Below are 24,885 nucleotides of genomic sequence, written 5' to 3' on the forward strand. Positions count from 1 at the left end.
CGAAGCGTCTGGTGGGCGCTGGGCGAGCAACAGCGTCAGCGGTTGCCGGAGGCTGTCCCGGCCTGAGGCGGGGAGTGGAGGAAAACACATCAGCCGAGCCGAACGGCTGACCTGGTCAGCCCTTAGCCGGTGCCGGGACCCCGCTGCGACATGCTCGTCGTGATCACAGAGCATCCCCGCAGGTGAGGTTGGGGCGCCCTGCAAGGTATGTCGGAGGTGTTGGCGTACGTTCAGGTACCGGCGCAGCTCACTTCCGCTCTGGTTCTGGGACGGGTGAGCCAAAGCCGGTGTGTGGCGCGAGGACATGGGGCGAGACGGGCGGCTCAGGATCTGAACGAGGGGCGGCCCCAGCCACGGATGCGAGGAGTCGAGCGTGCTCGTCCGCTGTCGGACCCCGACGATCGCCGCGCCGCGGCCGTTGTCGGCCGGGGTCAGATAGAGCTCGACCTTGGAGTTGCCCCATCCGTAGGTCCGGTGCCACGACTGCACGAAGAACTCGTAGCGCTCACCCTCGCGGACACCCAAGGCGTTCCTCTGGATGAACGCCTTGGAGGAGTCGAGCGAGCTGAGGGATTGGAATGCTCCCATAAGCCGGTAACCGGCCATGCCGTCCACCTCTTTTCACAGCGCTCTCGCACGCGGCGCGGGCGGATCAAAGGCTTGTCTGCTCCCACGATCCTTCGGCGGGATTCCCTTGACCAGGACTTAGGTCCTGGTATCGGACAGTGCGGTCGATCCCCCGACGGACCGCGCGGGCCGTCTCTCCGAAGACAGGACGAAAGGGGCGCGTCTCAGGGCTTTTTCCGCGAATGCGCGCCGTGGACGCTCCGCACACTGGAAACGGAGAAGGAGGGGGACATGGCGAATCCGATCGTGCACTGGGAGATCGCGGGTCCGGACCACGAGGGGCTGCGGACCTTCTACGAGGAACTGTTCGGCTGGAAGAGCGAGGCCGTGGACGAGAACTACGCCCTGGTCCAGCCGGAGGAGGGCCCCGGCGGCGGCATCATGCGCACCAGCGGAGGCATGCCGCCGTACATCACCGTCTACGTCCAGGTCGACGATCTGAAGCGGGCCCTGGAGCGGGTCCGTGAGCTCGGCGGGGAGCCGCGCGTGCCGCCCACGAAGATCGGGGACAGCATGGAGTTCGCGCTGTTCGCCGACCCGGCGGGCAACATGGTCGGCCTCCTGGCCGGAACACGGACGTGATGAGGGGAGGGACGAGGATGGACAGCAGCGTGCCGTCGTCGGCACAGCGCGACTGGGCCAGACGTCAGCTGGAGAAGAAGCGCAGGCTGCGCACCGACTTCACCGGATATGTCGTGATCAACGTGTTCCTGGTCGCGATCTGGGCCATCAGCGGGTTCGGCTACTTCTGGCCGGGCTGGGTCCTCGGCGGGTGGGGTGTGCTGCTGGCGCTGGGCGCCTGGAACACCTACACCACGCACCCCATCACCGAGTCGGACATCGACCGTGAGCTACAACGGCACGGTTGATCTGGCGCACCACGAAAGGTGATGGCGGTGAGATTGCTCATTCCGGTGTTCTCCCCGCAGACCGGCACATGGGGAGGGCTGACCCGCTCCCTGGGCGTCGCCGAGGCCGCCATCGCGCGCGGTGACAAGGTGGCCTTCTGCGGCTCAGGCTACGTGGAGGAGTCCCTGCGCGGGCTGGGGCACCGCGTCTACCCGATGCCCGCCGCGACGATGCTGGGGTTGCCGCGGCCCCTGTCGCGGCGGATCAAGGACCGGGCGCAGCAGCACGCGCTGCCCATCGGGCCGGGCCGGTCGGTCGGCAGCATCTGGACGGTGCTGGCGGCCACCGGCATGGCCCGTGCGCGTTATCTGCGGCGGCTGGTGGACGCGCAGTTGCACGCCGCCGCCGACTTCCGCGCCGAGGCGCTGTTCGCCGACCTCGATCCGGGCGCGTACGTGACGGCGGCCATCGCCCGGATCCCGATCGCCTCGGCCTACAGCCAGGTCATGACCGGCGGCACAGGCGGCCTGCCGTGGGCGCTGATGCGGCGCGCGATGGCCGCGGTGCTGGAGGATCACGGCCTGCCGCCGCGGCGGCCGGAGGAGTTGTTCTTCGGCCCGCACGTGCTCAAGATCGTCCCGTCGGTGCCCGAGCTGGACGACGCCGACCCGGCCCGCCCCGACGTGCTGTACGCGGGCAGCCTGCTCGGCCGTCTTTGCCCGCAGAGCCTCGCCGGCAGCGGCTTCGACCCCGTCGGCCGCCACGTCTTCGTCTACGTCGGCACGGGATCGGTCCGGCTGGAGACCCTGCGGCGCGTGCTTCCCGCGCTGTTCCCGGCAGGCGGCGAGGTCACCTGTGTGGTCGCCGCGCAGAGCGTGACGACCCCGTTCCGGCTGGCGGGCGTGCGATTCAGCCCGTATGTCGACGCCGAGGCACTGCTGCCGCGCTGCGACTGGATGATCTGCCACGCCGGGCAGAACTCGATCGTCCGGTCGCTGCGGCACGGCGTACCGCTGATCATGTTCCCCGGCGCGGTCTTCGAACGCCGCTACAACGCCCAGCACGTCGCGGCGGCCGGGGCCGGGGTGATGGGGGAGTCGGACCAGTTCACCCCCGCCTGGCTGAGCGGCGTCCTGCGGCGGCGCGAGGACTACCGGGAGCGGGCCGAGGAACTGGGCGAACGCATGAACGCCTGCGGCGGCGCCCCCGCCGCGGTCGAGGCCATCGCCGCGCACGCCCTCGTACCGGGCCGGACATGAACAGAGTCGTGCGCTCGTGCGCCGGGCTGTTCATCCGGCCGCGGGCCGCCTTGACGTCCGTGCTCGGCGAGCCGCACCGGATCGGGTTCGGCCTCCTGGGCCCGGTCGCCCTGGCGGTGGTGTACTTCGCCGGGATCTCCGCCGCGCTCGCGATGGGCGTCATGCACGCGCCGCAATCGCCCGCGCTGCGCATCTCCGACGCCGACTATTACGCCTACGAACGCTTCTACATCCTGCCCGTCGGCATCGCCGGGACCGTCATGGCCGCGGGCGTCACCCGGCTCCTGGCCGGGCTCTGGCACGGGCGGGGCCGGTTCGAGGACCTGTTCGCGCTGCTCGGGTTCGCTCTCGTCGCGGTCGCCGTCGCGATGGGCCTGCCGGACCTGGTGCTCGCCGTCCTGGCCGGGCTCGGCGTACCGGGCCTGCTGGGCTGGATGCTGTCCGGGCCGCACATCTGGCTCGGCACGCTGTGGTACGCCGTCCTGACCGTTCTCGCGGTCAAAGAGGTCGAGCGCCTTTCCTGGGGAAAGACGATCGCGCTCGCCGCGGCGGGCCTGGTGGCCAACGGCCTCGTCCAGTTCGTCTTCATCCGCTGAACAGGGGACTTTCAGCCCTACCTCCGCACCCGCATCCCGCCCACATGGACACGGCCTGATCGCCCAGAGGAGGCGAGATGACGCACGACGACGAGACACAAGGCTGCCGGGTGCGGTATGCCGACGGCCGGGTGGCGCTGGAGGCGTGGGCTCCGGGCAAGGCGGAGTGCGTGGCGCAGGCGGTGCGCGGGCTGGTGCGCGACGCGGTGTGGCCCGCCGCCGCGGTGTTGTGCGTGGAGGATGTCGAGCGTATCGAGCCGCGCTCCGACCAGGACCTGCTCGCCCGCGCCTTGAAGCGCGCCATCGTCCCGCTGGCCCAGCGCGGTCTGGCCCCCGCCGACGTGCAGGTGGTGGAGGAGAGCGACGGTACGGTCACTCTGGCGCTGGTCCTGGTCCGCAACGCGCTGCTACGCCGGATGCCCGCGACCGTCGACCCCGATGACGTGGTGCTGGAGCGGGCGGGCGGCGGCTGGCACTGCCACGCGGTCATCACGGCCCGGCCGCTGGCCCCGCCGGACGAGGGCTTCACCGAACGAGGTCACCGGCGCGGCGGGTCGGGCATCGGAACAGGCGGCTGACGGGACGCGGTTCGTCCGCCTCAGACGCTTGGCACGTCCGCACGGTGGGTCAGCAGGCCGGGCAGGGTCCGGGGATAGTCGCGCCGCAGCAACAGCGCGGCCCACACCAGCAGCGGCACGTTCCCCAGCTCGTACACGCTCATGAACGGGGCCAGCCCGACCATGAACACCATCGCCGCCACCAGAGCGATCCGCACCGCCGCTCCGCGCCACAGCACCAGCGCCGTCACCGCGATCTCGAACCCGATGAGCAGCAGCGTGAACGGCACGGCGACCGGCGTCACCACGTGCAGCACCAGCCAGTCGAACCCCGGCCAGGAGATCCGGGCGATGCTCGGGTAGAACTCCTGCGCGCCGGGCAGCGTCACCGCCAGGTTGACCACCACCATCGCCAGGTAGAACACGCCGAACCCGGCCCGCGCGACCTCATACGGGACGCTCGCGGAAGGATGGATCTTTCGCATCACGAGCCACCTCCTTCTCCACCCCATGCTCCGGACCACCCATGGGCGACGGCAGGGCCGAACGGCTCTGCCCAACGGCGCCGAAGGGCTCGCCATCGCCGTCATCAGCACACGCCGGCCGCCCCCAAGCTGCGCCGTGCCGACGGTGGGTGGAGCTACCGGCACGGTATTTGGAACTACCAGATCGAACTGCCGCCCGGAGTCGACGGTAAGCGGCGCGGGCCGCTGCGCCGGGGCGGCTTCGCCACTCAGGACGCCGCCAAGGACGAGCTCGGTCAGGTGCGTGACCTGCCCGCGCTGGCCGATCCACGCGAGCCCGCCACCCGCATCCAGATCGCTGACCTGATCAAGCGGACGCTGGCCGAGACCGACACGCTGCCGGATGTGGAGACGGTCCGTCGCAAGGTCAAGACCGGGCAGCATCTGACCCGGGAGATCACCGTCGAGCAATGGCTGGCAGAGTTCCTCAACCGCAAGCGGAAGATCGAGGAGACCACCCGCCGCTCCTACGAGGGCCACATCCGCCTCTACCTCACCCCCTACCTGGGGCGGCTCTGGCTGGATCAGCTCAAGGTCAGCGACATCGCGTTGATGTTCGAGCAGATCGAGGAGTTCAACGACACCATCGCCGAACGCCGCATCGACCCCGACCCGCAGGTACGAGCGAGCGTCAAGTACCGGCGGCCGATCAGCATCGCCACCATGCACCGCATCCGCGCGACCCTGCGGCATGCGCTGAACATGGCCATGCGGCAAGACCGGCTCCTCGACTTCAACCCCGCCGCCGTGCTGGAGATGGCCGCCTACACCCGGCCCAAGCCGTTGGTGTGGACCGAGGACCGGGTCCGCGCCTGGCAGGAAGACTTTCGCAGCTACCGGGAAGCGGAAAAGCAGCGCCGGGATGGGAGGCGGGTCGATCCGATCGACGCCTACACCAGCGTGCCGCGACCGTCCTCGGTAATGGTGTGGACGCCCGAGCACACCCGCCTGTTCCTCGAAGAAGCCCAGCGTCACCGCCTGTTCGCCCTCTACCAGCTGATCGCGCTGCGCGGGCTGCGCCGCGGCGAGGCGTGTGGGCTGCGCTGGAAGGAGGTCGACCTCAACAGCAACACCCTGACCGTGAACTGGCAACTCGTGCAACTGGCCTGGGACGTTCACGAGGGCACCCCGAAGACCGACGCCTCCGTGCGTACCATCGCCCTGGACAGCGACACCGCCCGAGTGCTGCGCGCCCACCGGCAGCAGCAACTACAGGAACGGCTGGCCATGGGCGAGGCATGGACCGACACCGGATTCGTGTTCACCCAGCCCGACGGCAGCCGCCTGCATCCCCAACACGTCTCTGACCAGTTTCTCTGGCTGGCCTATCTGGCCGGCCTGCCGCCCATCCGGCTCCACGACCTCCGCCATGGCGCTGCCTCGCTGATGCTGGCGGCCGGGGTGGAGATGAAGGTCGTGCAGGAGACGCTGGGACACACCTCCAGCGCCTTCACCGCCGACACCTACACCTCCGTCTACCCGCAGGTGGCCATGGCAGCGGCCGAGAAGACGGCCGCCTTGCTGTTTGGAGAGGAAAGCCAGGTAGAGCCTGGGAAAGTCATCTCGCTGAAGGGCTGACAGTCGGATTAAGCATCCGGCCCCGCATTCGCCGCCTGCTCGCGGCGAGGCGGGGCCGCTGCTCTTGTGCGGAGCAGGAGGGCGGTGAATGGATCATGGTGTGTGCGGGGTTCGTGCGGGCGAGCACGTATGGAGCACGCGCCCGCTAGACGAATATTCTAGAACGAGTACGATCCCGCGAAGCCGCAGGTCAGAACATGATCAAAGCGCGCCCTGCAGGATTCGAACCTGCGACCGTCGGATTAGAAGTCCGGTGCTCTATCCAGCTGAGCTAAGGGCGCTCCCGCCTTATTGTGCATGATCCGGCGACTTGTCACGCACATGTTTTCGTCGTGTCAGGGACATGGGCGATTCGGGGGTGGTGGGAGGGGTGAGCGGGATGTCCGATCACGGGGTGGAAAAGGCCAGGCGGGGCGGGGTGGGAAGGTCTAAGCTGTCGTGGCATGGTCGCGACGGTCCTGCATGAGATTCCGCTGCAGGGCGGGGACGTGACTGACGGCGTGGTGCGGGTCGGTGACACCGTGCGGAGACCGGTCAGTGCGTCTACGCCCGCCGTGCATGCCCTGCTCAGGCACCTGGAGGCGGTGGGGTTCGCGGGGGCGCCGCGGGTGGTCGGCAGCGGGGTGGACGGGCTCGGGCGGCAGGTGCTCGAGTATCTGCCGGGCAGCACCGGGGTGCGGCTGGAGAGCGTCCGGGACGACGTGCTCGGGCGGCTGGGCGGGCTGCTGCGCGAGTACCACGACGCGACCCGCGGGTTCCCGCTCCGGAGGGAGGGGTGGGAAGGGGGGTCCAACGACGACCGGGCGCCGGAGGTCGTGGGGCACTGTGATCTGACGCCGGGCAACGTGGTGTTCCGGGCGGGCGTGCCGTACGGGATGATCGACTTTGATCTGGCGCGGCCCACGACGCGGCTGTTCGACGTGGTGACCACGTTACGGCACTGGGCGCCGCTGGCCGACCCGGTGGATCGGCATCCGTTGTTGCGCAATGTCGCCGTGGGGCGGCGGGTCCGGGTGTTCTGCGACGCGTACGGGGTGCCGGCGCGCGAGCGGCGGCGGCTGGTGGAGGTGGCGCGGGTGCGCTTCCAGCGGTCGTACGCGGTGATGCGGAGCCGGGCGGCCGCGGGCGGGAACTGGGCGCAGATGTGGGCCGGTGGCGCGGGTGAGCGCATCAGGCGTGCGGTGGCATGGCTGGATGTGCACGAAGATGAGATTCATGCCCATTTGGTCCCATGATGATGATCAGCTTTCTGCCGATGGTTCCGCGCGGGGTGGGCCCTTCTGGGCGGGGCTCGCGGCTGGAGTGGTGCTCGATCGGGTGATCGGGGATCCGCGGAGCGCGGCGCATCCGGTCGCGGTGTTCGGGCGGATGGCGGGGTGGCTGGAGCAACGGATGTACCGGGACTCCAGGGCGGCGGGGGCCGCGTACGTGGCGATCTGCGTCGGCGGGGCTTACGCGCTCGGACGGGTGGCCGCGCGGGGGCGGGGACGGGGGGTCGCGGCGGCGGCGGCCACGTGGGCGGTGCTGGGCGGGACGACGCTGGCGCGCGAAGGTGTCGCCATGGCCGAGGCCCTGGAGGACGGGGACCTGGAACGGGCCCGGCGGCGGCTGCCCCACCTGTGCGGGCGGGACCCCGAGGGGCTGAGCGCCGAGGAGCTGGCGCGGGCGACCGTGGAGTCGCTGGCGGAGAACACCTCCGACGCCGTCGTGGCGCCGCTGTTCTGGGGGGCGGTGGCGGGGGTGCCGGGGCTGCTGGCCTACCGGGCGGTCAACACGCTGGACGCGATGGTGGGGCACAGGTCGGAGCGGTACCTGCGGTTCGGATGGGCGGCGGCGCGGCTGGACGACGTCGCCAACTACGTCCCGGCGCGGGTGACCGGGCTGCTGACGGTGCTGGCGGGGCCGGACCGGCGCGGGGCGTGGCGGATGTTCCGGCGGGACGGGCACCGGCACCCGAGCCCGAACGCCGGCCGCTGCGAGGCGGCGTTCGCCGGGGCGCTGGGGGTGACGCTGGGCGGGACCAACGTGTACGGGAGCAGGGTGGAGCATCGGCCGACCATGGGGGACGGCCCGGGGGCCGGGGTCGAGGACGTCCGGCGGGCGGTGCGGGTGACGCGGGTGGTGAGTGTGGCCGCGGCGGTGACGGCGGTGCTGGCGGCGTACGCCAGGAGGAGGGCGGCCGGGTCCGTGAGGTGACGCGGGTCGAGGGGAAGAAGGTGGGGTGAGCGGGGGCAGGCGGTGCGGGGCGCACGCCCCCTCGGCGGGAGGGCGGCGCGAATGCAGCGGACGCTCACATCACCCGGTTCAGGTTGAACACCAGCCAGATGACGAAGGCCGAGAGCAAGGTGATTCCGATCATCGCCTTCGCCGCCTGGTGCGCGGTGACCTTCCTGGCGGTGACCTGCTTGGCGCTCTGCTTCCACACCTGCCGCATGGTCAGCATGTTCTGATAACGCCGGCCGAGCGCGAACAGGGCCACGCCCAGAAGGATGAAGAGAATGACGCGGCCGTCTGATGTCTCCACGGAACCCCCTGTGGACCTCGACGAACGTAGAGCCCCCGAACCAGGTGAAAACACAGGATACTCGGACGGCCGCGATTTGTAATCACGTTATCGGGTCGAGGTCCACGACGATCGGCGCGTGATCGGAAGGGCCTTTACCCTTGCGCGCCTCACGGTCCACATAAGCCGACCGGACGTGCCCGCTCACCTCGTCACTGGCGTACACGAGGTCGATGCGCATCCCCTTGTTCTGGTGGAACATGCCCGCCCGGTAATCCCAATAAGTGAACGGGTGCGGGCCTTTCATCGGCGTGGGCACCACGTCGTGCAGGCCCAGGGCGCGCAGGGCGGCGAGGGCGTCGCGTTCGGCGGGCGTGACGTGCGTCGAGCCGGCGAACAGGGACGCGTCCCAGACGTCCGCGTCGGTGGGGGCCACGTTGTAGTCGCCGCAGGCCACCAGCGGGCCGGCGGGCAGTTCGTCGGCCAGCGCGTCGCGCAGGGCGGCGAACCACTCCAGCTTGTACTGGTAGTGGGGCGAGTCGAGGGCGCGGCCGTTCGGGGCGTACAGGGACCAGACGCGCAGGCCGCCGCAGGTGGCGCCGATCGCGCGGGCCTCGGGGCGGGCCGCGCCGACGCCGTCCAGCTCGCCGAAGCCCGGCTCGCCGGGGAAGCTCGGCGTCACCTCGGACAGGCCGATCCGGGACAGCACGGCCACGCCGTTCCAGCGGCCGTCGCCGTGGGCGGCGGCCGCGTAGCCCAGCTCGGCGACCTCGGCGACGGGGAACGCCTCCGCCGGGCATTTGGTCTCCTGCAGGCAGACGACGTCGGGCTCGGTGGCGGCCAGCCAGTCGAGCAGGCGGGGCAGCCGGGCCTTGACCGAGTTCACGTTCCAGGTTGCGAGGCGCATCCTCCTAGCCTGCCACCGCGGCAGGACGGTCAGACGGCTTTCATCAGCGTGGCGGACGGCTCGCGCAGCAGCCCGCCGACGCCCTGGTCGAGGGCGGCCTTGGCGTAACGGACGGCGTCCAGGGCGTTGCCCGCGGCGCTCGGGGAGTCCTCGACGACCAGGCGCAGCTCCACCTCCAGCGGCGAGCCGCCGAACCCCTCGCCGTCGAGCCGGATGTAGGCGACCTTGCGGTCCTCCAGGAACGGCACGTACTGCGCCCCGACGTGCGTGGCCGCGCCCGCGCCCGCCGACTTGGTGGCCCGCTTGCTCGCCAGGCGGTCACCGTCGGTGAGGTTGACGAAGTCCATGTTGCCGCCGCCGAGGAGCTGGTGCCCGCCGGACAGGCGCACGCCGCTGCCGGCGAGGGCGTCCACCAGCGCCCGGTGCAGCAGCGTGGCGCCGAACGTGCTCTTCAGGTCGTCGCCGATCAGCGGCAGCCCGGCCGCGGCGAAGCGGGAGCGCCACTCGGGCGAGCGGGCGATGAGGGCCGGCATGCAGTTCACGAACGCGCACCCGGCCTCCAGCGCGGCCTCCGCGTACAGTTCGGCGGCGCGCTGCGCGCCCGTGGGCAGGAAGTTGAGTACGACGTGCGTGCCGGTCGCGGCCAGGTGGGCGGCGATCGCGGCGGGGGTGGCCGCGCCGCGCGGGTCCACCGGGCCGGCCGAGCCGGGGCCCACGCCGTCGGCCAGGACGCCGTCCGCGACCGGCACCCCGAGGTGCGGCACGCCGGCGAACCTGCGGGCGTTGTTGGGCGGCGTCCAGATGGCCTCGGACAGGTCGCGGCCGAGCTTGGCGGCGTTGACGTCGAAGGCGGCGGTGAAGCGCACCTGGGAGACGGCGTAGCCGGCGCACACCGGATGGGACAGGCCGGGGGCGTCGCCGTCGCGGTAGTACTCCACGCCCTGCACCAGGGACGACGCGCAATTGCCCACCCCGACGAGCCCCACGTTGACGGTCGTCACGCGCGCTCCACCCCGATGGTGATCTCGCCGCCGAGGTGGCGGCCGGTCAGCAGCTCCAGGTCGTCGCCGCTCCAGAAGCGTCCGGGGTCGTACCAGTTGGGGCGGCGGCCGGCGGGCAGCAGGCCCATCTCCTCGTAGGTGACCGCCACGACCTCCGCGCAGTACGCGCTCTCCAGCGTCGCCCCCTCGCGCGCCCGCGCGCGCCCCGAGCGGGGCACCCGCCCCCGGAACCAGCGCCCCGCCAGCCGGGCCGTGGACGGGAACGGCGTGCCGTCCAGCCGGGCGACCGTGCGCAGGGCGGCGTCCTCCATCTCGGGCGTGGCCTCGGGTTCGAGCTGGCGCAGCCAGGCCCGCTGGCCGTACCTGTTGGCCCACACGGTGACGGCCGCCCGCAGGTCGTGGAGCTGCACGCCGCGCTGGTGGGTGCCGGCCCACAGGTCGGGCAGCGACCGGCCGAGCTCGGCGTGCCACATCATGGGCGGCAGGTCCTCGACCACGATGGCCATGCCCACGTGGTTGACGGGGCTGTTGGTCATGGTCTGGATGGCGCGGTCGGGCACCGAGCGGCCGCGGAAGACCCACAGGTCGCCGGTGCGCGTCACCTTGACGGCCTCGTCGAGTGTCAGCACATGGCTAGCCTAGGCACATGCGCAAGCGGTGGTGGAAAGTGCTCGGGCTGGCCGGGGTGATGGGCGTGGCGGCGACCGGCGTGGTGATGGCGCGCGCCGAGCGGCGGCGGCGCGCGTACACGCCGGAGGAGATCAGGGCCAAGCTCAAGGAGAAGGTGGAGGGTCAGGCCGAGGGACGCAGGTCGTAGACGAAGACGACGTCGGAGTAGGCCGGGTTGTCCACGTATCCGCCGATGCTGCCCAGGTAGGCGCGCTGGTAGTTGGTCACCCACGGCAGCGCCACGGCCGCCCGCTGGTCCAGCACCCGCCGGGTGGCCTGCTCGTAGGCGCGCTGGGCGGCCGGCCTGTCGGTCACGGTCAGCTCGGGGATCGTGTCGAGCAGCGCGTCGAGCTCCTGGTCCTTGAGGTAGGCGAGGTTGAACACGGGCGGCTCGCCGCTGTGGAAGACGTTGCCGAAGTAGGAGTAGCCGTCGGCGTAGTCGGGCCACCAGTACATGACGAAGATGTCCTGGCCGCGTTTCTTGCCCAGCTCCCACTGCTCGTTCCAGGCCATGCCGCGGGCCTCGACGGTGACGTTGAGCGGCTTCAGCGCGGCCTCCAGGCGGGTGGCGAGCAGCCGCCAGTCGGTGTCGCCCTCCCCGTACGTCAGCCGCAGCCGCAGCGGCCGCCCGCCCGGCCCGTAGCCGGCCCGGCGCAGCAGCCGCTCGGCGGCGGCGAGGTCCTGGCGCGGCACCCGGCCGGGGACGTGCCCCATCAGCCCTTCGGGGATGATGCCGCTGGCCGGGGAGCCGGCGCCCTTGAGGTCCTTGACGAGCCCGCGGTAGTCGACGGCCTTCTGCACCGCGCGCCGCACCCGCACGTCCTTCATGGGGCCGGCGGCGGTGTTGAACAGCAGCATCGCGGTCTGGAACGACGGCCGCTCGGAGGTGCGCACGCCGGGCGTGATCCTGGCCTTGGCGAACAGGCGGGGGTTGAGCCGCTCGACGAAGTCGACCTCGCCGCGCAGCAGCAGTTGCCAGGCGCGGTCGGCGTCGGGCACGACGCGGTACTTGACGCTGTTGTAGTGGGGTCTGTCCCAGCCGCCCCAGTACTTGTCGTACGCCTTGAGCGTGAGCTCCTCCTCCTTGCCCTTCTGCCAGCGCGCCACGGTGTACGGCCCGCTGCCGGCGTCCTTGCCCTGCCGGAAGTAGGCGGTGAGGTCGGGGGCGGCCTTGGTGTCGTAGATGTAGGCCGCGTACCCGGCCGAGGCGACGAGGTCGAGCGGCACCGGGTACTTGAGGGTGAACGTCACCGTGGCGGGGCCCTCGACGCGGATCGAGGAGACGGCGTCCCAGATGTAGGACGCGCCGGCCTTGGTCGCCATCGTGCGTTCGATGGACGCCTTGACCGCCGCGGCGTCGAGCGGCCGGCCGGTGTGGAAGGTGACGCCGGCGCGCAGGTTGAAGGTCCAGGTGCGGCCGTCGGCGGAGGCGCGCCAGGAGGTGGCGAGGCGCGGGGTGGACTTCTTGGTGACGGGGTTCCAGAGGGTGAGCGTCTCGTAGACGTTCTGGAAGGCGACGATCTCGTTGGAGTAGGACTTGCCGGGGTCCCACTCGGTGATGATGTCGAGGTTCTTGACGTAGACGAACGGCGCCTCGCCCGCGGGGGCCCGGGCCGGCTCCGGGGGTGAGGAGCAGGCCGCGAGAAGCGCCAGCGCGGCGGCCGCGGCGAGACGACGGCGCAACGCATCTCCCTCTGTCAGCGATGTGTCTCGGGCAACCTACTTCAAGATCATGAAAACCGGTGACACACGTCCAAAAGTCCCGAAAAATTGGGCAATTCAGTGATCGGATTGCTATTCTCGGGGCCTGTCCCGTCCGGGGTTGCCACCAGGGGACCAGGACCGGAGTGAGGTGCCATGGGTCGTAGCCGGACGATCCGCATGAAGATCATCGGACTACTGCTGGTGCCGCTGGCCTCCATGGTGGTGTTGTGGGGAGTCATCACCGCCGTCACCGCGACCGAGAGTTTGGAGCTGCGCGAATACAAGACACTCTGGACGAACCTGCGCCATCCCGCGTACAAACTGATCAGCGAGATTCAGCGTGAGCGTCTGGTCTCGGCCAAGCTCCTGCGCCACACGGCCGGCGCCGCCACCGTGGCCGCGCAGCGGACCCGCACCGACGCCGCACGGGACACGTTCAGGCAGCTCTCCAGCACGACCAAGAACCGATCGGAAGAGATCCGGACACAGGTGGACGCGGTGTACACGCAGCTCGACAGGCTCGACGCGATCAGGGGAGAGATCGACACGGGCCTGTCCGACCGTCTGCACACCGTGGAGGCGTACAACGCGATCATCGACACGGTCTTCGGCCTGCACCGGCACGTCGCGCTCATCGACGACATCCCGATCTACGAGCAGTCGCGCGTGGTCATCGACCTCGGCTACGCCAAGGAGCTGCTGACCCGGGAGCAGGCCATCGCGCTCGGCCCGGTCACCGAGAACGAGCGCCGGCTCTTCACCCAGATCGTGGGCAACCGGCGCTTCCTCGTCGACCAGTCGCTCGGCGAGCTCGACCGGCCGCTGCGGGACGCCAACGTGGTGCTCATCTCCTCCCCCGCCTACCAGCGCATGCGGATGATGGAGGACCAGATCATCGCCGGCCGGGTGCCGCGGAGCTGGCTCGACACGACCGACGCGCTGGCCAGGTCGTTCCAGTCGTCGCTCATGCAGGCCAGCGCCACGCTGAACGCGCGCGCCGAGCCGGTCGCGGACGAGGTGCTGCGGCGGGCGTTCATGCTGGCGGGCCTGTGCCTGGCGCTGGTGGTCGTGTCGATCGCGTTCTCGCTGCGGATGGGCAACCGGCTGTCGAAGGAGCTGGGCTCGCTGCGGCTGGCCGCGCTGGAGGTGGCCCAGGAGCGGCTGCCCCAGGTGGTGGCCAAGCTGCGGAGGGGCGAGAAGGTCGAGCTGCCGGAGCTGTCGGTGCCGAGCACCACCACCGAGATCGACGACGTCGGCCAGGCGTTCTCCACCGTCCAGCAGACCGCCGTGGAGGCCGCGGTCGGCCAGGCGCAGCTCAGCGAGGGCGTCGGGCACGTCTTCCGCAACCTGGCCCGGCGCAGCCAGGCGCTGCTGCACCGCCAGCGCATCCAGCTCCAGGACATGCAGCACCGGGCGACCGAGCCGGACGCCCTGGAGGACCTGTTCAAGCTCGACCACCTGACGACGCGCATGCGCCGCCACGCGGAGGGCCTGATCATCCTGTCCGGCGCCACCCCGGGCCGCGGCTGGAGCAGGCCGGTGCCGCTGCTCGACGTGGCGCGCGGCGCGGCGGCCGAGGTCGAGGACTACCAGCGGGTCACCGTCGAGCCGATGCCGGCCAAGCGCCTGGCCGGGCCCGTCGTCGGCGACGTGATCCACCTGATCGCCGAGCTCATCGAGAACGCGACCGTCTACTCCCCCGAGAAGACGCCGGTCATCGTGCGCGGGGAGACCGCGGCCCGCGGCTTCGTCTTCGAGGTCGAGGACCGCGGGTTCGGGATGAGCCCCGAGGAGCTGGCCGAGTACAACGCGCGGCTGGCCAGCCCACCGGAGTTCGACCTGGCCGACAGCGACCGGCTCGGCCTGTTCGTCGTCTCCCGCCTGGCCGCCAGGCACGACATCCGCGTGACCTTGCGCGGTTCACCATATGGAGGGACCACCGCGATCGTGTTGATCCCGGAAGAGCACGTGGCCGAGCCCGAGGCTCCCGCCGAGGAGCCCAAGCGCCCCATGCGGGTGGTGCGGAGTGAGTGACGAGCGCTGGCTGGACGAGGACGCCGGTCCGATCGTCCCCGCCTACCTGCTGACCCGGGGCCGCACGGTGCCCGCGAGCGAGGCGATCGACCTCATCGCGGTGATCATCACCGCCGGCGGCCTCACCCCGCCCGTGGGCCTCGGCCCCGAGCACCTGATCATCCTGCAGAAGTGCACGAGACCGACCCGCCTCGTGGACGTGGCCGCCGAGCTGAACCTGCCCATCGGCGTGGTCCGCGTGCTGGTGGGCGACCTCTACGCGCAGGAGCTCGTGCAGGTCGAGCACCCGCCGCCCGCGCCGGACGCGAAGGTCCTGCTGGAAGTGATCAGCGGGCTGAAGGCGCTGTGAGCGCCCGGCGGTTGAGCCGCCCGTAGACGAGGGCGAACGCCGTGGCCAGGACGCCGGCCACGGCGGCCGCCCCGAAGACCCACTGGTAGCCGGGCACGCCGGGCCGGGCGGCGAGGACGGCCGCGATCACCGCGCCGGAGACGCTGCCGCCGACGATCCGCACCAGCGCGTTCACGCCCGCCGCCACGGCGGTCTTGCCGGGGTCCACGTGCTCGACGGCCATCGTGCCGAGGGCCGCGTAGCCGATGCCGAGGCCGATGCCCATGAGCGAGGCGGCCACGTACAGGTGGACGGGGGCGTCGTGCAGGACCACCAGCCACAGGGCGGCCAGCGCGGTGACGGCGGAGCCCGCCGCGACCATCGTGGAGGCGGCGAAGCGGCGCATGAACCGGCCCGCGAACAACGAGATCACCAGCATGAACAGGGTGCTCGGCAGCAGGTAGAGCCCGACCTGGAGGGTCGAGGCGGAGAACCCGGCGGGCGACTGCGCGTAACCGGACATCCCGGTCAGCAGCGTGAAGAACCCGAACCCGAGCAGCATCGAGGCGACGGTCGCGCCCACCGTGCCCCGGTGCACCAGCATCGCCATCTCCACCAGCGGCTCGGCGACCCGGCGCTCCACCGCCACCCACACCGCCGCGAGCGCCACCGCGGCGGCGAACAGGCCCAGCACGCCCGGCGAGGTCCAGCCCCACGAGCCGCCCTCGCTGACGGCCAGCAGCAGCGCCACCAGCCAGGCCGCCATGAGCGCGCCGCCCAGCAGGTCGGGACGGCCCCGCCCGGCGGGCGCCCGGTCGCGGACGAGGACGGCGACCACGATCGCGGCCACCAGCGAGATCCCGCCGATGATCCAGAACACCAGGTGCCAGTCCCCCGACGCGAGGCCGGCCAGGATCATGCCGCCGCCGCTGCCGAAGCCCATCGTCGCGCTGACCACCCCGATGCCGGTCGCGAGCTGGTTGCGCGGCAGCACGTCGCGCACCACCCCGATCGACAGCGGCACCAGCGCGGCCACCGCTCCCTGCAGCACGCGGGCGGCCACCAGCCACGGCAGGGAGGGCGCCAGGGCCGCCATGACCGAGCCGGCCACCAGCAGGGCGAGCGCCGCGAGGATCACCGGGCGCCTGCCGTACATGTCGCCGAAGCGCGACAGCAGGGGCGTGGCCACGGCGGCGACCAGCAGGCTCAGGGTCAGCGTCCAGGTCACGGCCGCCAGCGAGGTGTGCAGCTCGCGTTGCAGGACGGGCAGCAGGGGCACCACGGCGGTGTTCTGCAACGCGGCGATGGAGGCGGCGAAGGCCAGGGCGACCACGCCGGGCCAGGGGTTCGCGGTCGGCGTCGCGCGTGGCGCGGCCGTCGTCACTGTCGCCATCTCGGCTCCTTTAGATACCTTGGGTAAGTAACCGAGGCACGACTATACATACGTAAGTTAGGTAAGTAAACCGATGGACGCAGATCTCGCCAGGACGGTGGCCGCCTTCCGCACGATCACGGCCTCGCTCAAGAGCGCCAAGACCCACGAGCGGCTGACCGAGGCCGCGGGCGTCCGCCTGGACCGGCCCGACGTGCAGATCCTCGTCCACCTCCTCGACGCGGGCGAGCCCCGCAGGATCGGCGCGATCGCCACCGGCCTCCAGGTCGAGAGCCCCCACGTCACCCGGCACGTGGCGGCGCTGGAGCAGCGCGGGCTGGTCGAGCGGGTCCGCGACCCCGACGACGGGCGGGCCTGGCGCATCGGCCTCACCGAGGCGGGCGCGACGGCCGCGGGCAAGTGCCAGCAGGTGACCTCGGAGTGGTTCGCGGGCGCGATGGCGAAGTGGCCGGAGGAGGACCGCGCCGAGCTGCGGCGGCTGCTGGAGCGCCTGTCGGACGACGTCGTCGCGCACCTCCGCGAGCAGGGGGCGGCTACGTGAGGACGTCCTCCGCGCGGTGACAGGCCACCTGGCGGCCGGCCAGCTCCCTGAGCGCGGGCGGCCGCTCGCACTGCGGCGCGGCCAGCGGGCAGCGCAGCCGGTACGGGCAGCCGGTCGCGGCCGGCACGGCCTCGGTCCGCCCGTTCGCGGCCGGCGGCGGCCCGCCGAGCCGCGGCACCGCGTCACGCAGGGCCCTCGTGTACGGGTGCGCCGGCCGCGCCAGCAGCTCCGCCGTCGGCCCCGACTCCACCACCCGCCCGGCGAACAACACGTGCGAGGTCCGGCACAGCCGCTCCACCACGGCGAGGTTGTGGGTGATGAGCAGGCGCTCGGTGTCGAGCCCGGCGAGCAGGTCGAGGATCCGCGCCTGCACCGTCACGTCCAGGGCGCTGGTCGGCTCGTCGAGGATGAGCAGGCGGGGGCCGACCGCGAGGGCGCGGGCGATGACCACGCGCTGCCGCTGGCCGCCGGAGAGCTGGTGCGGGCGGCGGCCGGCCAGCTCGGGGTCCAGGCCGACCTGTTCCAGCAGCTCCCCCACCCGGGAACGCTCGGCGCGCGGCAGGGCCTCGGCGACGGACGCGCCGATCCGCATGCGGGGGTCGAGGGCCTCGGCCTGGAAGACGGGCTGGACGTCCTTCCGGAACGTCCGCATGTCCGCTTTTTTGAGCGTCTGGTCGCCGTACCAGATATTTCCGGACATGGGGGTGAGCAGGCCCAGGAACGCCCGCGCCAGCGTCGTCTTGCCCGACCCGCTCTCCCCGATCAGCCCGACCCCGCCCGCCACGATGTCGAGGCTGACGTCGTGCACCACGGGACGCCCGCCGTACCCGAGGGTCACGCGCTCGGCTCTGAGCAGGGTCACGGCAGCGCCTCCAGCAGCTCGCGCGTGTACGGATGGGACGGCTCGGCCAGCACCCGCGCCGCCGGCCCCGACTCGACCACCGCGCCGTCCTTCATCACCAGCACCCGGTCGGCGATCGTGGAGACCAGGGCCAGGTCGTGCGAGACGAGCAGCAGCGCGAGGCCGCGCTCGGCGCGCAGCCGGCGCAGCACGGCGACCACCTCGGCCTGCACGGTCACGTCGAGCGCGCTGGTCGGCTCGTCGGCCAGGACGACCTCCGCGCCGAGCGCGATCGCCAGCGCGATCGCGAAACGCTGGGCCTGCCCGCCGGAGATCTCGTGCGGGTAGCGGCGCAGCAGCCCGGGGTCGAGCAGCACGGCCCGCATCGCCTCGGCCATGGCCGCCTCGCCCGCCTCCCTGCCGTGCAGCCGCAGCGCCCGCCGCATGAGCACGCCGAGCCGGGTGGCGGGGCCGAGCGCGGCCTGCGGCGACTGGATCACCAGCGCCGCCCTGGCCCCGCGCAGCTCGCGCAGGCGGCGCGGCGGCGCGCTCAGCACGTCCACGCCGCACACCCGGACCGAGCCGGTCACCTCGGCGTCGGTGAGCAGGCCGAGCAGCGCGAGCAGCGTCGTCGACTTGCCCGACCCGCTCTCCCCCACGATCGCCACGCACTCGCCCGCGGCCACGTCCAGCTCGGGCACGCCGGCGACGACCCGGCCGCCGTAGCTCACCCTGAGGTCGCGCACCTCGATCACTTCACGGCCCTCCGCGGGTCGAGGGCGTTGCGCAGCCCCTCGCCGAGCACGTTGAACGCGAACGCCGTCACGAGGATCGCCAGGCCGGGGAAGGTCACCACCCACCAGTTCGTGGTGAAGTACGACTGCCCCTGCTGCACCATCAGCCCCCACTCCGCGGTCGGCTCCTGCGCGCCCAGCCCCAGGTACGACAGCGCCGCCGAGGTCAGCGTCACACCGCCCGCGTCCAGCGAGATCTGCACCAGGACGGGGGTCAGCGAGTTCGGCAGCACGTGCCGCAGGACGATCAGCGGCGCGGGCACGCCGAGGCAGCGCGCGGCGTCCACGTACGGGCGGGTGGCGATCGAGGCGGCGGCGGAGGCGGCCAGGCGGGCGTACCAGGGCCACCAGGTGACCGCGATGGCCAGCACGACCGTGTTCACGCCGGGCTGCAGCACGACCGCCAGGGCCAGGGAGAGCAGCAGCGCGGGGAAGGCCAGGAACACGTCCGTGACCCGCATGATCACATCCCGCAGCAGGCCGCCCGCGTATCCGGCGACCACGCCGAGCGCCACCCCGGCGGCGGCCGAGACGGCGAGCACCGCGACCGCGACGGACAGCGAGGTGCGGGCGCCGTAGAGGATCTGGCTGAGCACGTCGCGGCCGACCTTGTCGGTGCCGAACCAGTGCGCGCCGCCCGGCGGCAGCAGCGCCTCCAGCGGCCGCGGGTCGGGCGGGTAGGGCGCCAGCCACGGCGCGAGGACCGCGGCCAGCGCCAGCAGCACGACGACCACCGCGCCCGCGGCGGCCAGCCGGTCGGGCAGCCGGGGCAGCGTGCGCCGCAGCGGGGTCCCGGTCACCGGGCCCTCACCCGCGGGTCCACGACGCCCTGGAGCAGGTCCACGATGAGGTTGGCCAGCGTGTACACGAGCGCGACCAGCAGCGTCACGCCCGCGATGGCCGGGGTGTCCAGCGCCTTGATCGACTCGGCGGCGTAGCGGCCGAGCCCGGGCCAGTTGAAGACCGCCTCGACGAGGAAGCCGTTGACGATCGAGTACGCGAACACCAGGGCCACGATCGACAACACCGGCGCCAGCGACGGCCGCAGCGCGAACCTGGTGAGGATGGCCGTCTCGCCGAACCCGAGCGCCCGCTCCATCCGCGCGTGGTCCTGGCCGGACTCCTCGATGAGCGTCGCCCGGGTCATCTGGGCGATCACGCCGGCGGGGTAGGCGGCCACCACGAGCGCGGGCAGCACCAGATGCCGCAGGGTGCTGGTGAGGATCGGCCAGTTGCCGGTGATGAGGGCGTCGACGATCGTGATGTTCGTCCACAGGGTGAGCGGGCTGGTGGTGTCGAGCGTGGCGTCGTACTCGCCGGCGATCGGGAACCAGCCCAGGTTGGTCGCGAAGACCAGTTGCAGGGTCAGCGCCAGCCAGAAGACCGGCACGGAGACCGCGAGCATGCTGGTGAGCCGCACGCCGAGGTCCGGCAGCCGCCGCTTGAAGCGGGCGGCGAGCACGCCGACCGGCACCCCGACGACGATCGCCAGCACCAGCGCCGCGCCGACCAGCTCCAGCGAGGCCGGGAAGGCCAGGTAGAGGTCGTCGCGGACCGGCTGCCGGGTGCGCAGGCTGGTGCCCCAGTCGCCGGTCACCAGGTCGCGGACGTAGGCGAGGAGCTGCGCCGGCAGCGGGTCGTCCAGCCCGAACCGCTCGCGGGCGGCGGCGAGCTGCTCGGGCGTGGCCTTCGGGCCGGCGTAGGCGACCGCGGGATCGCCCGGCACCAGCCGCATCACGGCGAAGGTGAGCACGACCACGCCGGCCACGACCAGGAGGGCCTGGCCGAGCCGGCGGGCCAGATGACGGGCCATGGGTCAGGCTGCGCGCTTCAGGTCGTAGAAGAAGACCACGTTGGGGTAGGCGGGGTTGTCCACGTACCCCTCGACGTCGGCGGCCAGCGCGCGCTGGTAGGTCTGCACGTACGGCACCGCCACCGCCGCCTTCTCCTCGATGATCTTCTTCTGCAGGTCCTGGTAGGTCTCGTCGGCCTTGACCTGGTTGGTCGCGGTCAGCTCGGGCAGCGCGTCGATGCTCGCGTCGATCTGGGCGTCCTTCAGGTACGACAGGTTGAACTGCGGCTTGTCGGCGCTCCTGAACACGTTGAGGAACCACGAGTAGGCGTCCGGGTAGTCCGGGTACCAGTACATGACGAAGATGTCCTGGCCCTGCTTCTTGCCCAGGTCCCACTGCGCGTTCCAGGTCATCGGCTTGGCCTGGAGCGTGACGTTGAGCTTCTGCAGCGCCGAGCTGAGCAGCGTGACCAGCAGCTTCTGGTCGTCGTCGCCCTGGGCGTAGGTGAGGGTGAGCTTCAGCTCGGGGTTGTCGGGGCCGTAGCCGGCCGCCTCCAGGAGCTGCTGGGCCTTGGCCAGGTCCTGCTTGGGCTGCAGCCCGGCGACGTGGCCGAGCAGGCCCTCCGGCACCAGGCCGCTGGCCTTCTGCGCCGAGCCCTTGAGCGCGGCCACCAGGCCGTCGTAGTCGATGGCCGCCTGGAGCGCCTGGCGCACCCGCTCGTCCTTCGCCGGGCCGGAGGCGGTGTTGAACAGCACCAGCAGGTTCTGGAACGACGGCGACTGCGAGGTGCGCACGTTCTCCGTCGCGCCGGCCTGCTGGAAGAGCTGCGGGTTGAGCCGCTGGACGAAGCTCACCTCGCCGCGCTGCAGGAGCTGCCAGGCCGTGGTGATCTCCGGGGTGACGCGGAAGGCGACCTTCTTGTACTGCTCCGGCTTCCAGCCGCCCCAGTAGCCGTCGAACGCCTTCAGCGTCAGCTCGGTCTCCTTGCCCTTCTGCCAGGAGTCGATCGTGTACGGGCCGGTGCCGGCGTCCTTCTCCCCGTCGGGGTCCACCGCGTCCACGTCGTAGATGTAGGCGGCGTAGCCGGAGGAGGCGATGAGGTCGAGCGGGGCCGGGTACTTGAGCTTGAACGTCAGCGTCGTGTCGTCCGGGGCCTCGATGGTGTCCACGGCGTCCCAGATGTAGGCGGCGCCGCCCTTCTTGTCGATCGTCCGCTCGATGGCCTTCTTGGCGGCGGCGGCCGTCATCGGGGCGCCGGAGTGGAACTTGACGCCCGGCCGCAGCTCGAACGTCCACTGCTTGCCGCCGTCGGCCGAGGTCCACTCCGTGGCGAGGCGCGGCTCGGCCTTGCGGGTCTGGGAGTTGTACCTGGTCAGGCCCTCGTAGATGTTGTTCAGCGCGACTATCTCGTTGGAGTAGGAGGTCGCCGGGTCCCAGTCGGTGATGACGTCGAGGTTGGGCACGTACACGAAGGTCTCGTCGTTGGCCGTGCCGCCGGACGGGCCGCTCGGGCTGGGGCCACCGCTTTGCTGGGGCGCGGGCGTGCCGCCGGCGCCGCGCACCTGGCCGCCCGCGCACGCGGAGGCGGTCAGGGCCAGGACACCGGTGAGCCCGGCGACGAGCAGACGCTTGTGCCAGCGCATGGTGGGGGGATCCTTCCGTTTCTTCACCGGGCGAGGGGTCCGGCTGCTTTGACGTGTACCCGCACGGCGGGCTCGGAGAGGTAGCTGAGCGGCACCTCCAGGAGATCGACGATCTCCACGAGGGCAGGGTCCGCCCCGGCCGCCACGGCTCGCGCCGCCGCCTCCTCCTTGGCCCTTTCGATGGCCTTCGACCGGCTATCTCCCGCAGGCAAGATCGTATCGACTCTGCCGCTCGCCAGCGCGATCGCGGCCCCGACGGCGTTGGCGACCTCGGCGTGCTCCGGGCGGATCACCTCGCCCGCCCCGGGCACCCGGGCGGGCAGCACGAACGCCCCGCCACCCACCGCGACCAGCGGCCGGTCGGCCCGGCCGAGCGCCATCCGGTCCACCGCGTCGGCGATCCGCGCGTCCGCGACGGCCAGCGCCCTTTGCAGCATGTCGGCGATTGCTGCCGAGGTGTCAACCCGCCAGCCGGTGACGTGCGGCGGGGTACGGCCGGCGGCCACGGCGGCGTCGGTCAGGGTCGGCGTGCTCCCGCCGAGGACCAGGGCCTCCTCCGCGATGCGGTAGCCGACCGAGTCCGGCCCGACACCGTGCTCGCGTACGACGGTGCCGCCGCCGAGCGCGATGGCCAGGATGTCCGGCATGCGGAAGTTGGTGAGCACGCCGCCGATCTCGACCGCCGCCGCCGACTCGCGCGGGAACCCGCCGGCCAGCACGCCGAGGTCGGTGGAGGTGCCGCCGACGTCCACGACGATCGCGTCGGCCGCGCCCGACAGGTACGCCGCCCCGCGCAGCGAGTTCGCCGGGCCCGAGCCGATCGTGGCGACCGGCAGCCGGGCGGCGTGCTCCAGCGTCATGAGCGTGCCGTCGTTCTGCGCCAGGTACGGCCGGGCGCCGAGGCCCCGCTCGGCCAGCGCGGCCGCCAGCGCGCCCGTCACGTGCGCGGCGACCCCGTACAGGGCGGCGTTCAGCACGGTCGCGTTCTCGCGCTCCAGCAGGCCGAGCGAGCCGATCTCGTGGCTGAGCGAGACCGGCAGGCCGTACTCGGCGGCGACCAGCTCCCCCACCAGCCGCTCGTGCTCGCCGCTCGCCGGGCTGAACACGCCGGTGACCGCCACCGCCTCCGCCTCGACGCCGTCGAGGAAGCGGCGGACGGCGTCCAGGCCGGGCGGGGCCAGCTCGCGGCCGTCCACGTAGTGGCCGCCGGGCAGGACCGCCTCCCCCGCGGAGACGGCCTTGCGCAGGTCCTCCGGCCAGCCGGTGAGCGGGGGGACGCCGGTCGTGGCGGGCGCGCCGAGCCGCAGCACGGCGACCCGGCCGAGGGCGCGGCGCTCCAGGATCGCGTTGGTGGCGTGCGTGGTGCCGAGCATGACGCGGGCCACGCGCCGCGCGGCGTCCGGCACCTGCGTGAGCACGGCGTCCAGGGCGGCCCGCAGGCCCTCCGTCACGTCGGGGGTGGTCGGGCGCTTGGCCTTGGCGATCACCCGGCCGGCCGGGTCCAGCACCACGGCGTCGGTGTTGGTGCCGCCGACGTCGATCCCGATCCTCAGGTCAGCCACGCGCGGTCAGCTCCTCCACCGGGACGTAGTCCAGCTCGTAGCCGAAGGCCCGCGGCCCGGCCGTCCCCAGGCCCTTCGGCGTGCGCCAGAGCGGGTCGCAGGGCCAAGCCAGCACGGTCACGCGCTGGCCGTAGCGCAGGCCCTCGGTCTGGATCGCGGCGGCGGTCTCGGTGTCGACGACCGTGATCAGGTCGGGCACCATCGCGAGCGGGCGGCCGTCCTCGACCGCGACCAGGTTCTCGTTCTGCAGCTCCAGCACCAGCGTGCGGCCCCGGTCCTCGCCGGTGCCCTCGATCGTCGCCGTGCCGCGGACGAAGCCGCCCGTGGTGCGGCGCTCGACGTCGGTGAGCTTGCCGGTGACCAGGCGGGCCGCCCCGAGCCGGTCCTGGAGCGCGCGCAGCGGGTCGGCGGCCCCCTCGGTGGCGCGGCCGATCTCCAGGGCGCGGGTGACCGTGCCCTCGATGACCGCGCCGCGCGCGCCGGCCGCCGTCAGCACGTAGTCGGCCATCAGCGCGGACGAGCCGGCCGCCACGCACACCGCCCTGGCCAGGCGCTCGGACCAGAGGCCGTCCACGGGGCGGATGGTGACCACGTTGCCCTGGACGTCCGACATGATCACCAGGTCGGCCGGCAGGCCCGCGACGTACATGGAGACCATCTGCACCTCGGGGAAGGCCCGGCCCATGCCGTCGGCGTCGAGCAGCGGCAGGCCGAGCTGGGCGGCCCAGGCGACCGGGGCGACGCCGTTGGAGCCGCCGATCTCGGAGGACATCACCGCGCCCGGCGGCCGGCCGAAGAGCCGTTCGACCTCCTCGGCGATGCGTCTGGGCTCGTCCTCGCTGTGGATCATCTCGTGGCTGACGGTCGGCGCGCCGATCCCGGACAGCGGCACCACCAGGGCGTCCTCGGGGAGGTCGGCCAGGCCGACCAGCGGGACGGGGCCGTACTCGCGGACGGCCCTGACGGCCGCGAGCGATCCGGTGCGCACGTCTCCCCCGCCGCCGGTGCCGAGGACGGCGCAGCCGCGGGCGAGGGCCGGGATGTCGCCGGCGTCGAGCGCCGCGTGAGTGCTGGCATCAATGCTCATTTGGCGACACAACCAACCACATAGCCGCTCATTCCGCCAGTCCACCGCGTGTCGCTGAGGTAAACGCCCCCCATGGAACGGATTCCGTCCTGTCG

26 protein-coding genes and 1 tRNA gene are annotated in these 24,885 nt (G+C 72.1%); 12 read left to right on the plus strand and 15 right to left on the minus strand.

The features are described 5' to 3' along the window. The first annotated feature begins 858 nt into the window (after positions 1–858). The 5 genes from MF672_RS01265 (at position 859) to MF672_RS01285 (ending at position 3,909) form a co-directional block, all read left to right on the plus strand. The gene (locus tag MF672_RS01265) at positions 859–1,209 is read left to right on the plus strand and encodes a VOC family protein (protein ID WP_242381078.1); all 351 of its coding nucleotides are present in this window, start codon (positions 859–861) and stop codon (positions 1,207–1,209) included. Between the two features lie 17 nt (positions 1,210–1,226). Further along, positions 1,227–1,496: a 2TM domain-containing protein gene (locus MF672_RS01270; RefSeq protein WP_242381077.1), complete on the plus strand. Its 270-nt coding sequence runs from the start codon at positions 1,227–1,229 to the stop codon at positions 1,494–1,496. A 27-nt stretch (positions 1,497–1,523) separates the two neighbouring features. Then, positions 1,524–2,735, plus strand: coding sequence for a glycosyltransferase (locus MF672_RS01275; protein ID WP_242381076.1), 1,212 nt, complete (start codon positions 1,524–1,526; stop codon positions 2,733–2,735). Further along, a complete protein-coding gene (locus MF672_RS01280; RefSeq protein WP_242381075.1) occupies positions 2,732–3,331 on the plus strand; it encodes a Yip1 family protein in 600 nt (199 codons plus the stop codon). Before MF672_RS01275 ends, MF672_RS01280 begins: the two co-directional genes overlap by 4 nt. 77 nt (positions 3,332–3,408) lie before the next feature. Then, positions 3,409–3,909 carry a hypothetical protein gene (locus MF672_RS01285; RefSeq protein WP_242381074.1) on the plus strand — a complete coding sequence of 167 codons (501 nt, stop codon included), beginning with the start codon at positions 3,409–3,411 and terminating at the stop codon, positions 3,907–3,909. 20 nt (positions 3,910–3,929) lie between these two features. Here MF672_RS01285 and MF672_RS01290 read toward each other — a convergent pair whose 3' ends face one another. Beyond that, positions 3,930–4,376, minus strand: coding sequence for a hypothetical protein (locus tag MF672_RS01290; protein ID WP_242381073.1), 447 nt, complete (start codon positions 4,374–4,376; stop codon positions 3,930–3,932). Between MF672_RS01290 and MF672_RS01295 the strand changes: the two genes are divergently transcribed. Then, entirely contained in the window at positions 4,359–5,990 is a 1,632-nt protein-coding gene (locus MF672_RS01295; protein WP_242381072.1) for a tyrosine-type recombinase/integrase, read from the plus strand. The genes MF672_RS01290 and MF672_RS01295 overlap by 18 nt on opposite strands. A 207-nt stretch (positions 5,991–6,197) precedes the next feature. Here MF672_RS01295 and MF672_RS01300 read toward each other — a convergent pair. Further along, a tRNA-Arg gene (locus MF672_RS01300) sits at positions 6,198–6,271 on the minus strand. 162 nt (positions 6,272–6,433) lie between these two features. Between MF672_RS01300 and MF672_RS01305 the strand changes: the two genes are divergently transcribed. Both MF672_RS01305 and MF672_RS01310 read left to right on the plus strand, forming a co-directional pair. Next, positions 6,434–7,225 carry a phosphotransferase gene (locus tag MF672_RS01305; protein WP_242381071.1) on the plus strand — a complete coding sequence of 264 codons (792 nt, stop codon included), beginning with the start codon at positions 6,434–6,436 and terminating at the stop codon, positions 7,223–7,225. Continuing rightward, complete coding sequence (locus tag MF672_RS01310) at positions 7,206–8,186, plus strand: cobalamin biosynthesis protein (RefSeq protein ID WP_407654693.1); 981 nt, start codon at positions 7,206–7,208, stop codon at positions 8,184–8,186. The genes MF672_RS01305 and MF672_RS01310 overlap by 20 nt, the downstream gene beginning before the upstream one ends. A gap of 94 nt (positions 8,187–8,280) precedes the next feature. Here the strand turns inward: MF672_RS01310 and MF672_RS01315 are convergent, their stop codons facing one another. From MF672_RS01315 to MF672_RS01330, 4 genes are all read right to left on the minus strand, one after another. Continuing rightward, positions 8,281–8,469 carry a hypothetical protein gene (locus tag MF672_RS01315; RefSeq protein ID WP_247815126.1) on the minus strand — a complete coding sequence of 63 codons (189 nt, stop codon included), beginning with the start codon at positions 8,467–8,469 and terminating at the stop codon, positions 8,281–8,283. 127 nt (positions 8,470–8,596) lie between these two features. Beyond that, positions 8,597–9,400 carry an exodeoxyribonuclease III gene (locus MF672_RS01320; RefSeq protein ID WP_242381068.1) on the minus strand — a complete coding sequence of 268 codons (804 nt, stop codon included), beginning with the start codon at positions 9,398–9,400 and terminating at the stop codon, positions 8,597–8,599. 29 nt (positions 9,401–9,429) lie between these two features. Next, positions 9,430–10,401, minus strand: a complete 972-nt coding sequence (locus tag MF672_RS01325; RefSeq protein ID WP_242381067.1) for an inositol-3-phosphate synthase — start codon at positions 10,399–10,401, stop codon at positions 9,430–9,432. Then, positions 10,398–11,027 carry a hypothetical protein gene (locus MF672_RS01330; protein WP_242381079.1) on the minus strand — a complete coding sequence of 210 codons (630 nt, stop codon included), beginning with the start codon at positions 11,025–11,027 and terminating at the stop codon, positions 10,398–10,400. The genes MF672_RS01325 and MF672_RS01330 overlap by 4 nt, the downstream gene beginning before the upstream one ends. Positions 11,028–11,047: 20 nt before the next feature. Between MF672_RS01330 and MF672_RS01335 the strand changes: the two genes are divergently transcribed. After that, positions 11,048–11,218, plus strand: coding sequence for a hypothetical protein (locus MF672_RS01335; RefSeq protein ID WP_242381081.1), 171 nt, complete (start codon positions 11,048–11,050; stop codon positions 11,216–11,218). On the opposite strand, the gene MF672_RS01340 is transcribed toward MF672_RS01335, so the two are convergent. Then, complete coding sequence (locus MF672_RS01340) at positions 11,194–12,753, minus strand: ABC transporter substrate-binding protein (RefSeq protein ID WP_242381066.1); 1,560 nt, start codon at positions 12,751–12,753, stop codon at positions 11,194–11,196. The genes MF672_RS01335 and MF672_RS01340 overlap by 25 nt on opposite strands. Positions 12,754–12,951: 198 nt before the next feature. Between MF672_RS01340 and MF672_RS01345 the strand changes: the two genes are divergently transcribed. Next, positions 12,952–14,808: a sensor histidine kinase gene (locus tag MF672_RS01345; RefSeq protein WP_247815127.1), complete on the plus strand. Its 1,857-nt coding sequence runs from the start codon at positions 12,952–12,954 to the stop codon at positions 14,806–14,808. Beyond that, entirely contained in the window at positions 14,801–15,157 is a 357-nt protein-coding gene (locus MF672_RS01350) for a DUF742 domain-containing protein (protein ID WP_242381064.1), read from the plus strand. Before MF672_RS01345 ends, MF672_RS01350 begins: the two co-directional genes overlap by 8 nt. On the opposite strand, the gene MF672_RS01355 is transcribed toward MF672_RS01350, so the two are convergent. After that, positions 15,135–16,529, minus strand: coding sequence for an MFS transporter (locus MF672_RS01355; RefSeq protein ID WP_242381063.1), 1,395 nt, complete (start codon positions 16,527–16,529; stop codon positions 15,135–15,137). The two genes, MF672_RS01350 and MF672_RS01355, sit on opposite strands and share 23 nt — an antisense overlap. Before the next feature lie 73 nt (positions 16,530–16,602). Between MF672_RS01355 and MF672_RS01360 the strand changes: the two genes are divergently transcribed. Then, entirely contained in the window at positions 16,603–17,070 is a 468-nt protein-coding gene (locus MF672_RS01360) for a MarR family winged helix-turn-helix transcriptional regulator (protein ID WP_242381062.1), read from the plus strand. Here the strand turns inward: MF672_RS01360 and MF672_RS01365 are convergent. Genes MF672_RS01365 through MF672_RS01395 form a run of 7 tightly spaced genes read right to left on the minus strand, consistent with a single transcriptional unit; the run spans position 17,063 to position 24,790 of the window. Beyond that, positions 17,063–17,932, minus strand: a complete 870-nt coding sequence (locus MF672_RS01365; RefSeq protein ID WP_242381061.1) for an ABC transporter ATP-binding protein — start codon at positions 17,930–17,932, stop codon at positions 17,063–17,065. The two genes, MF672_RS01360 and MF672_RS01365, sit on opposite strands and share 8 nt — an antisense overlap. Continuing rightward, positions 17,929–18,666 (minus strand): ATP-binding cassette domain-containing protein, encoded by a 738-nt coding sequence (locus tag MF672_RS01370; RefSeq protein ID WP_242381060.1) that lies wholly within the window; start codon positions 18,664–18,666, stop codon positions 17,929–17,931. Before MF672_RS01370 ends, MF672_RS01365 begins: the two co-directional genes overlap by 4 nt. Continuing rightward, on the minus strand, positions 18,663–19,505 hold the full coding sequence (locus tag MF672_RS01375; RefSeq protein WP_242381059.1) for an ABC transporter permease: 843 nt from the start codon (positions 19,503–19,505) through the stop codon (positions 18,663–18,665). Before MF672_RS01375 ends, MF672_RS01370 begins: the two co-directional genes overlap by 4 nt. Next, entirely contained in the window at positions 19,502–20,518 is a 1,017-nt protein-coding gene (locus tag MF672_RS01380) for an ABC transporter permease (protein WP_242381058.1), read from the minus strand. The genes MF672_RS01375 and MF672_RS01380 overlap by 4 nt, the downstream gene beginning before the upstream one ends. Before the next feature lie 3 nt (positions 20,519–20,521). Further along, on the minus strand, positions 20,522–22,141 hold the full coding sequence (locus MF672_RS01385) for an ABC transporter substrate-binding protein (RefSeq protein WP_242381057.1): 1,620 nt from the start codon (positions 22,139–22,141) through the stop codon (positions 20,522–20,524). Positions 22,142–22,164: 23 nt separating this feature from the next. Then, positions 22,165–23,703, minus strand: coding sequence for a hydantoinase/oxoprolinase N-terminal domain-containing protein (locus MF672_RS01390; RefSeq protein WP_242381056.1), 1,539 nt, complete (start codon positions 23,701–23,703; stop codon positions 22,165–22,167). Next, complete coding sequence (locus tag MF672_RS01395) at positions 23,696–24,790, minus strand: S-methyl thiohydantoin desulfurase family protein (protein ID WP_242381055.1); 1,095 nt, start codon at positions 24,788–24,790, stop codon at positions 23,696–23,698. The genes MF672_RS01390 and MF672_RS01395 overlap by 8 nt, the downstream gene beginning before the upstream one ends. Positions 24,791–24,885 lie beyond the last annotated feature (95 nt).

Origin of the sequence: Actinomadura luzonensis, assembly GCF_022664455.2 — a bacterium.
GTDB classification, from domain to species: Bacteria; Actinomycetota; Actinomycetes; order Streptosporangiales; family Streptosporangiaceae; genus Nonomuraea; species Nonomuraea luzonensis.

Excerpts from the sequence above, each read along its gene's own strand:
- MF672_RS01385 (WP_242381057.1), bottom strand. The coding sequence starts at position 22,141 with ATGCGCTGGCACAAGCGTCTGCTCGTCGCCGGGCTCACCGGTGTCCTG.
- MF672_RS01265 (WP_242381078.1), top strand. The coding sequence starts at position 859 with ATGGCGAATCCGATCGTGCACTGGGAGATCGCGGGTCCGGACCACGAG.
- MF672_RS01305 (WP_242381071.1), top strand. The coding sequence starts at position 6,434 with ATGGTCGCGACGGTCCTGCATGAGATTCCGCTGCAGGGCGGGGACGTG.
- MF672_RS01310 (WP_407654693.1), top strand. The coding sequence starts at position 7,206 with ATGCCCATTTGGTCCCATGATGATGATCAGCTTTCTGCCGATGGTTCC.
- MF672_RS01295 (WP_242381072.1), top strand. The coding sequence starts at position 4,359 with ATGGATCTTTCGCATCACGAGCCACCTCCTTCTCCACCCCATGCTCCG.
- MF672_RS01270 (WP_242381077.1), top strand. The coding sequence starts at position 1,227 with ATGGACAGCAGCGTGCCGTCGTCGGCACAGCGCGACTGGGCCAGACGT.
- MF672_RS01285 (WP_242381074.1), top strand. The coding sequence starts at position 3,409 with ATGACGCACGACGACGAGACACAAGGCTGCCGGGTGCGGTATGCCGAC.
- MF672_RS01345 (WP_247815127.1), top strand. The coding sequence starts at position 12,952 with ATGAAGATCATCGGACTACTGCTGGTGCCGCTGGCCTCCATGGTGGTG.
- MF672_RS01320 (WP_242381068.1), bottom strand. The coding sequence starts at position 9,400 with ATGCGCCTCGCAACCTGGAACGTGAACTCGGTCAAGGCCCGGCTGCCC.
- MF672_RS01280 (WP_242381075.1), top strand. The coding sequence starts at position 2,732 with ATGAACAGAGTCGTGCGCTCGTGCGCCGGGCTGTTCATCCGGCCGCGG.
- MF672_RS01335 (WP_242381081.1), top strand. The coding sequence starts at position 11,048 with ATGCGCAAGCGGTGGTGGAAAGTGCTCGGGCTGGCCGGGGTGATGGGC.
- MF672_RS01355 (WP_242381063.1), bottom strand. The coding sequence starts at position 16,529 with ATGGCGACAGTGACGACGGCCGCGCCACGCGCGACGCCGACCGCGAAC.
- MF672_RS01360 (WP_242381062.1), top strand. The coding sequence starts at position 16,603 with ATGGACGCAGATCTCGCCAGGACGGTGGCCGCCTTCCGCACGATCACG.
- MF672_RS01395 (WP_242381055.1), bottom strand. The coding sequence starts at position 24,790 with ATGAGCATTGATGCCAGCACTCACGCGGCGCTCGACGCCGGCGACATC.
- MF672_RS01380 (WP_242381058.1), bottom strand. The coding sequence starts at position 20,518 with ATGGCCCGTCATCTGGCCCGCCGGCTCGGCCAGGCCCTCCTGGTCGTG.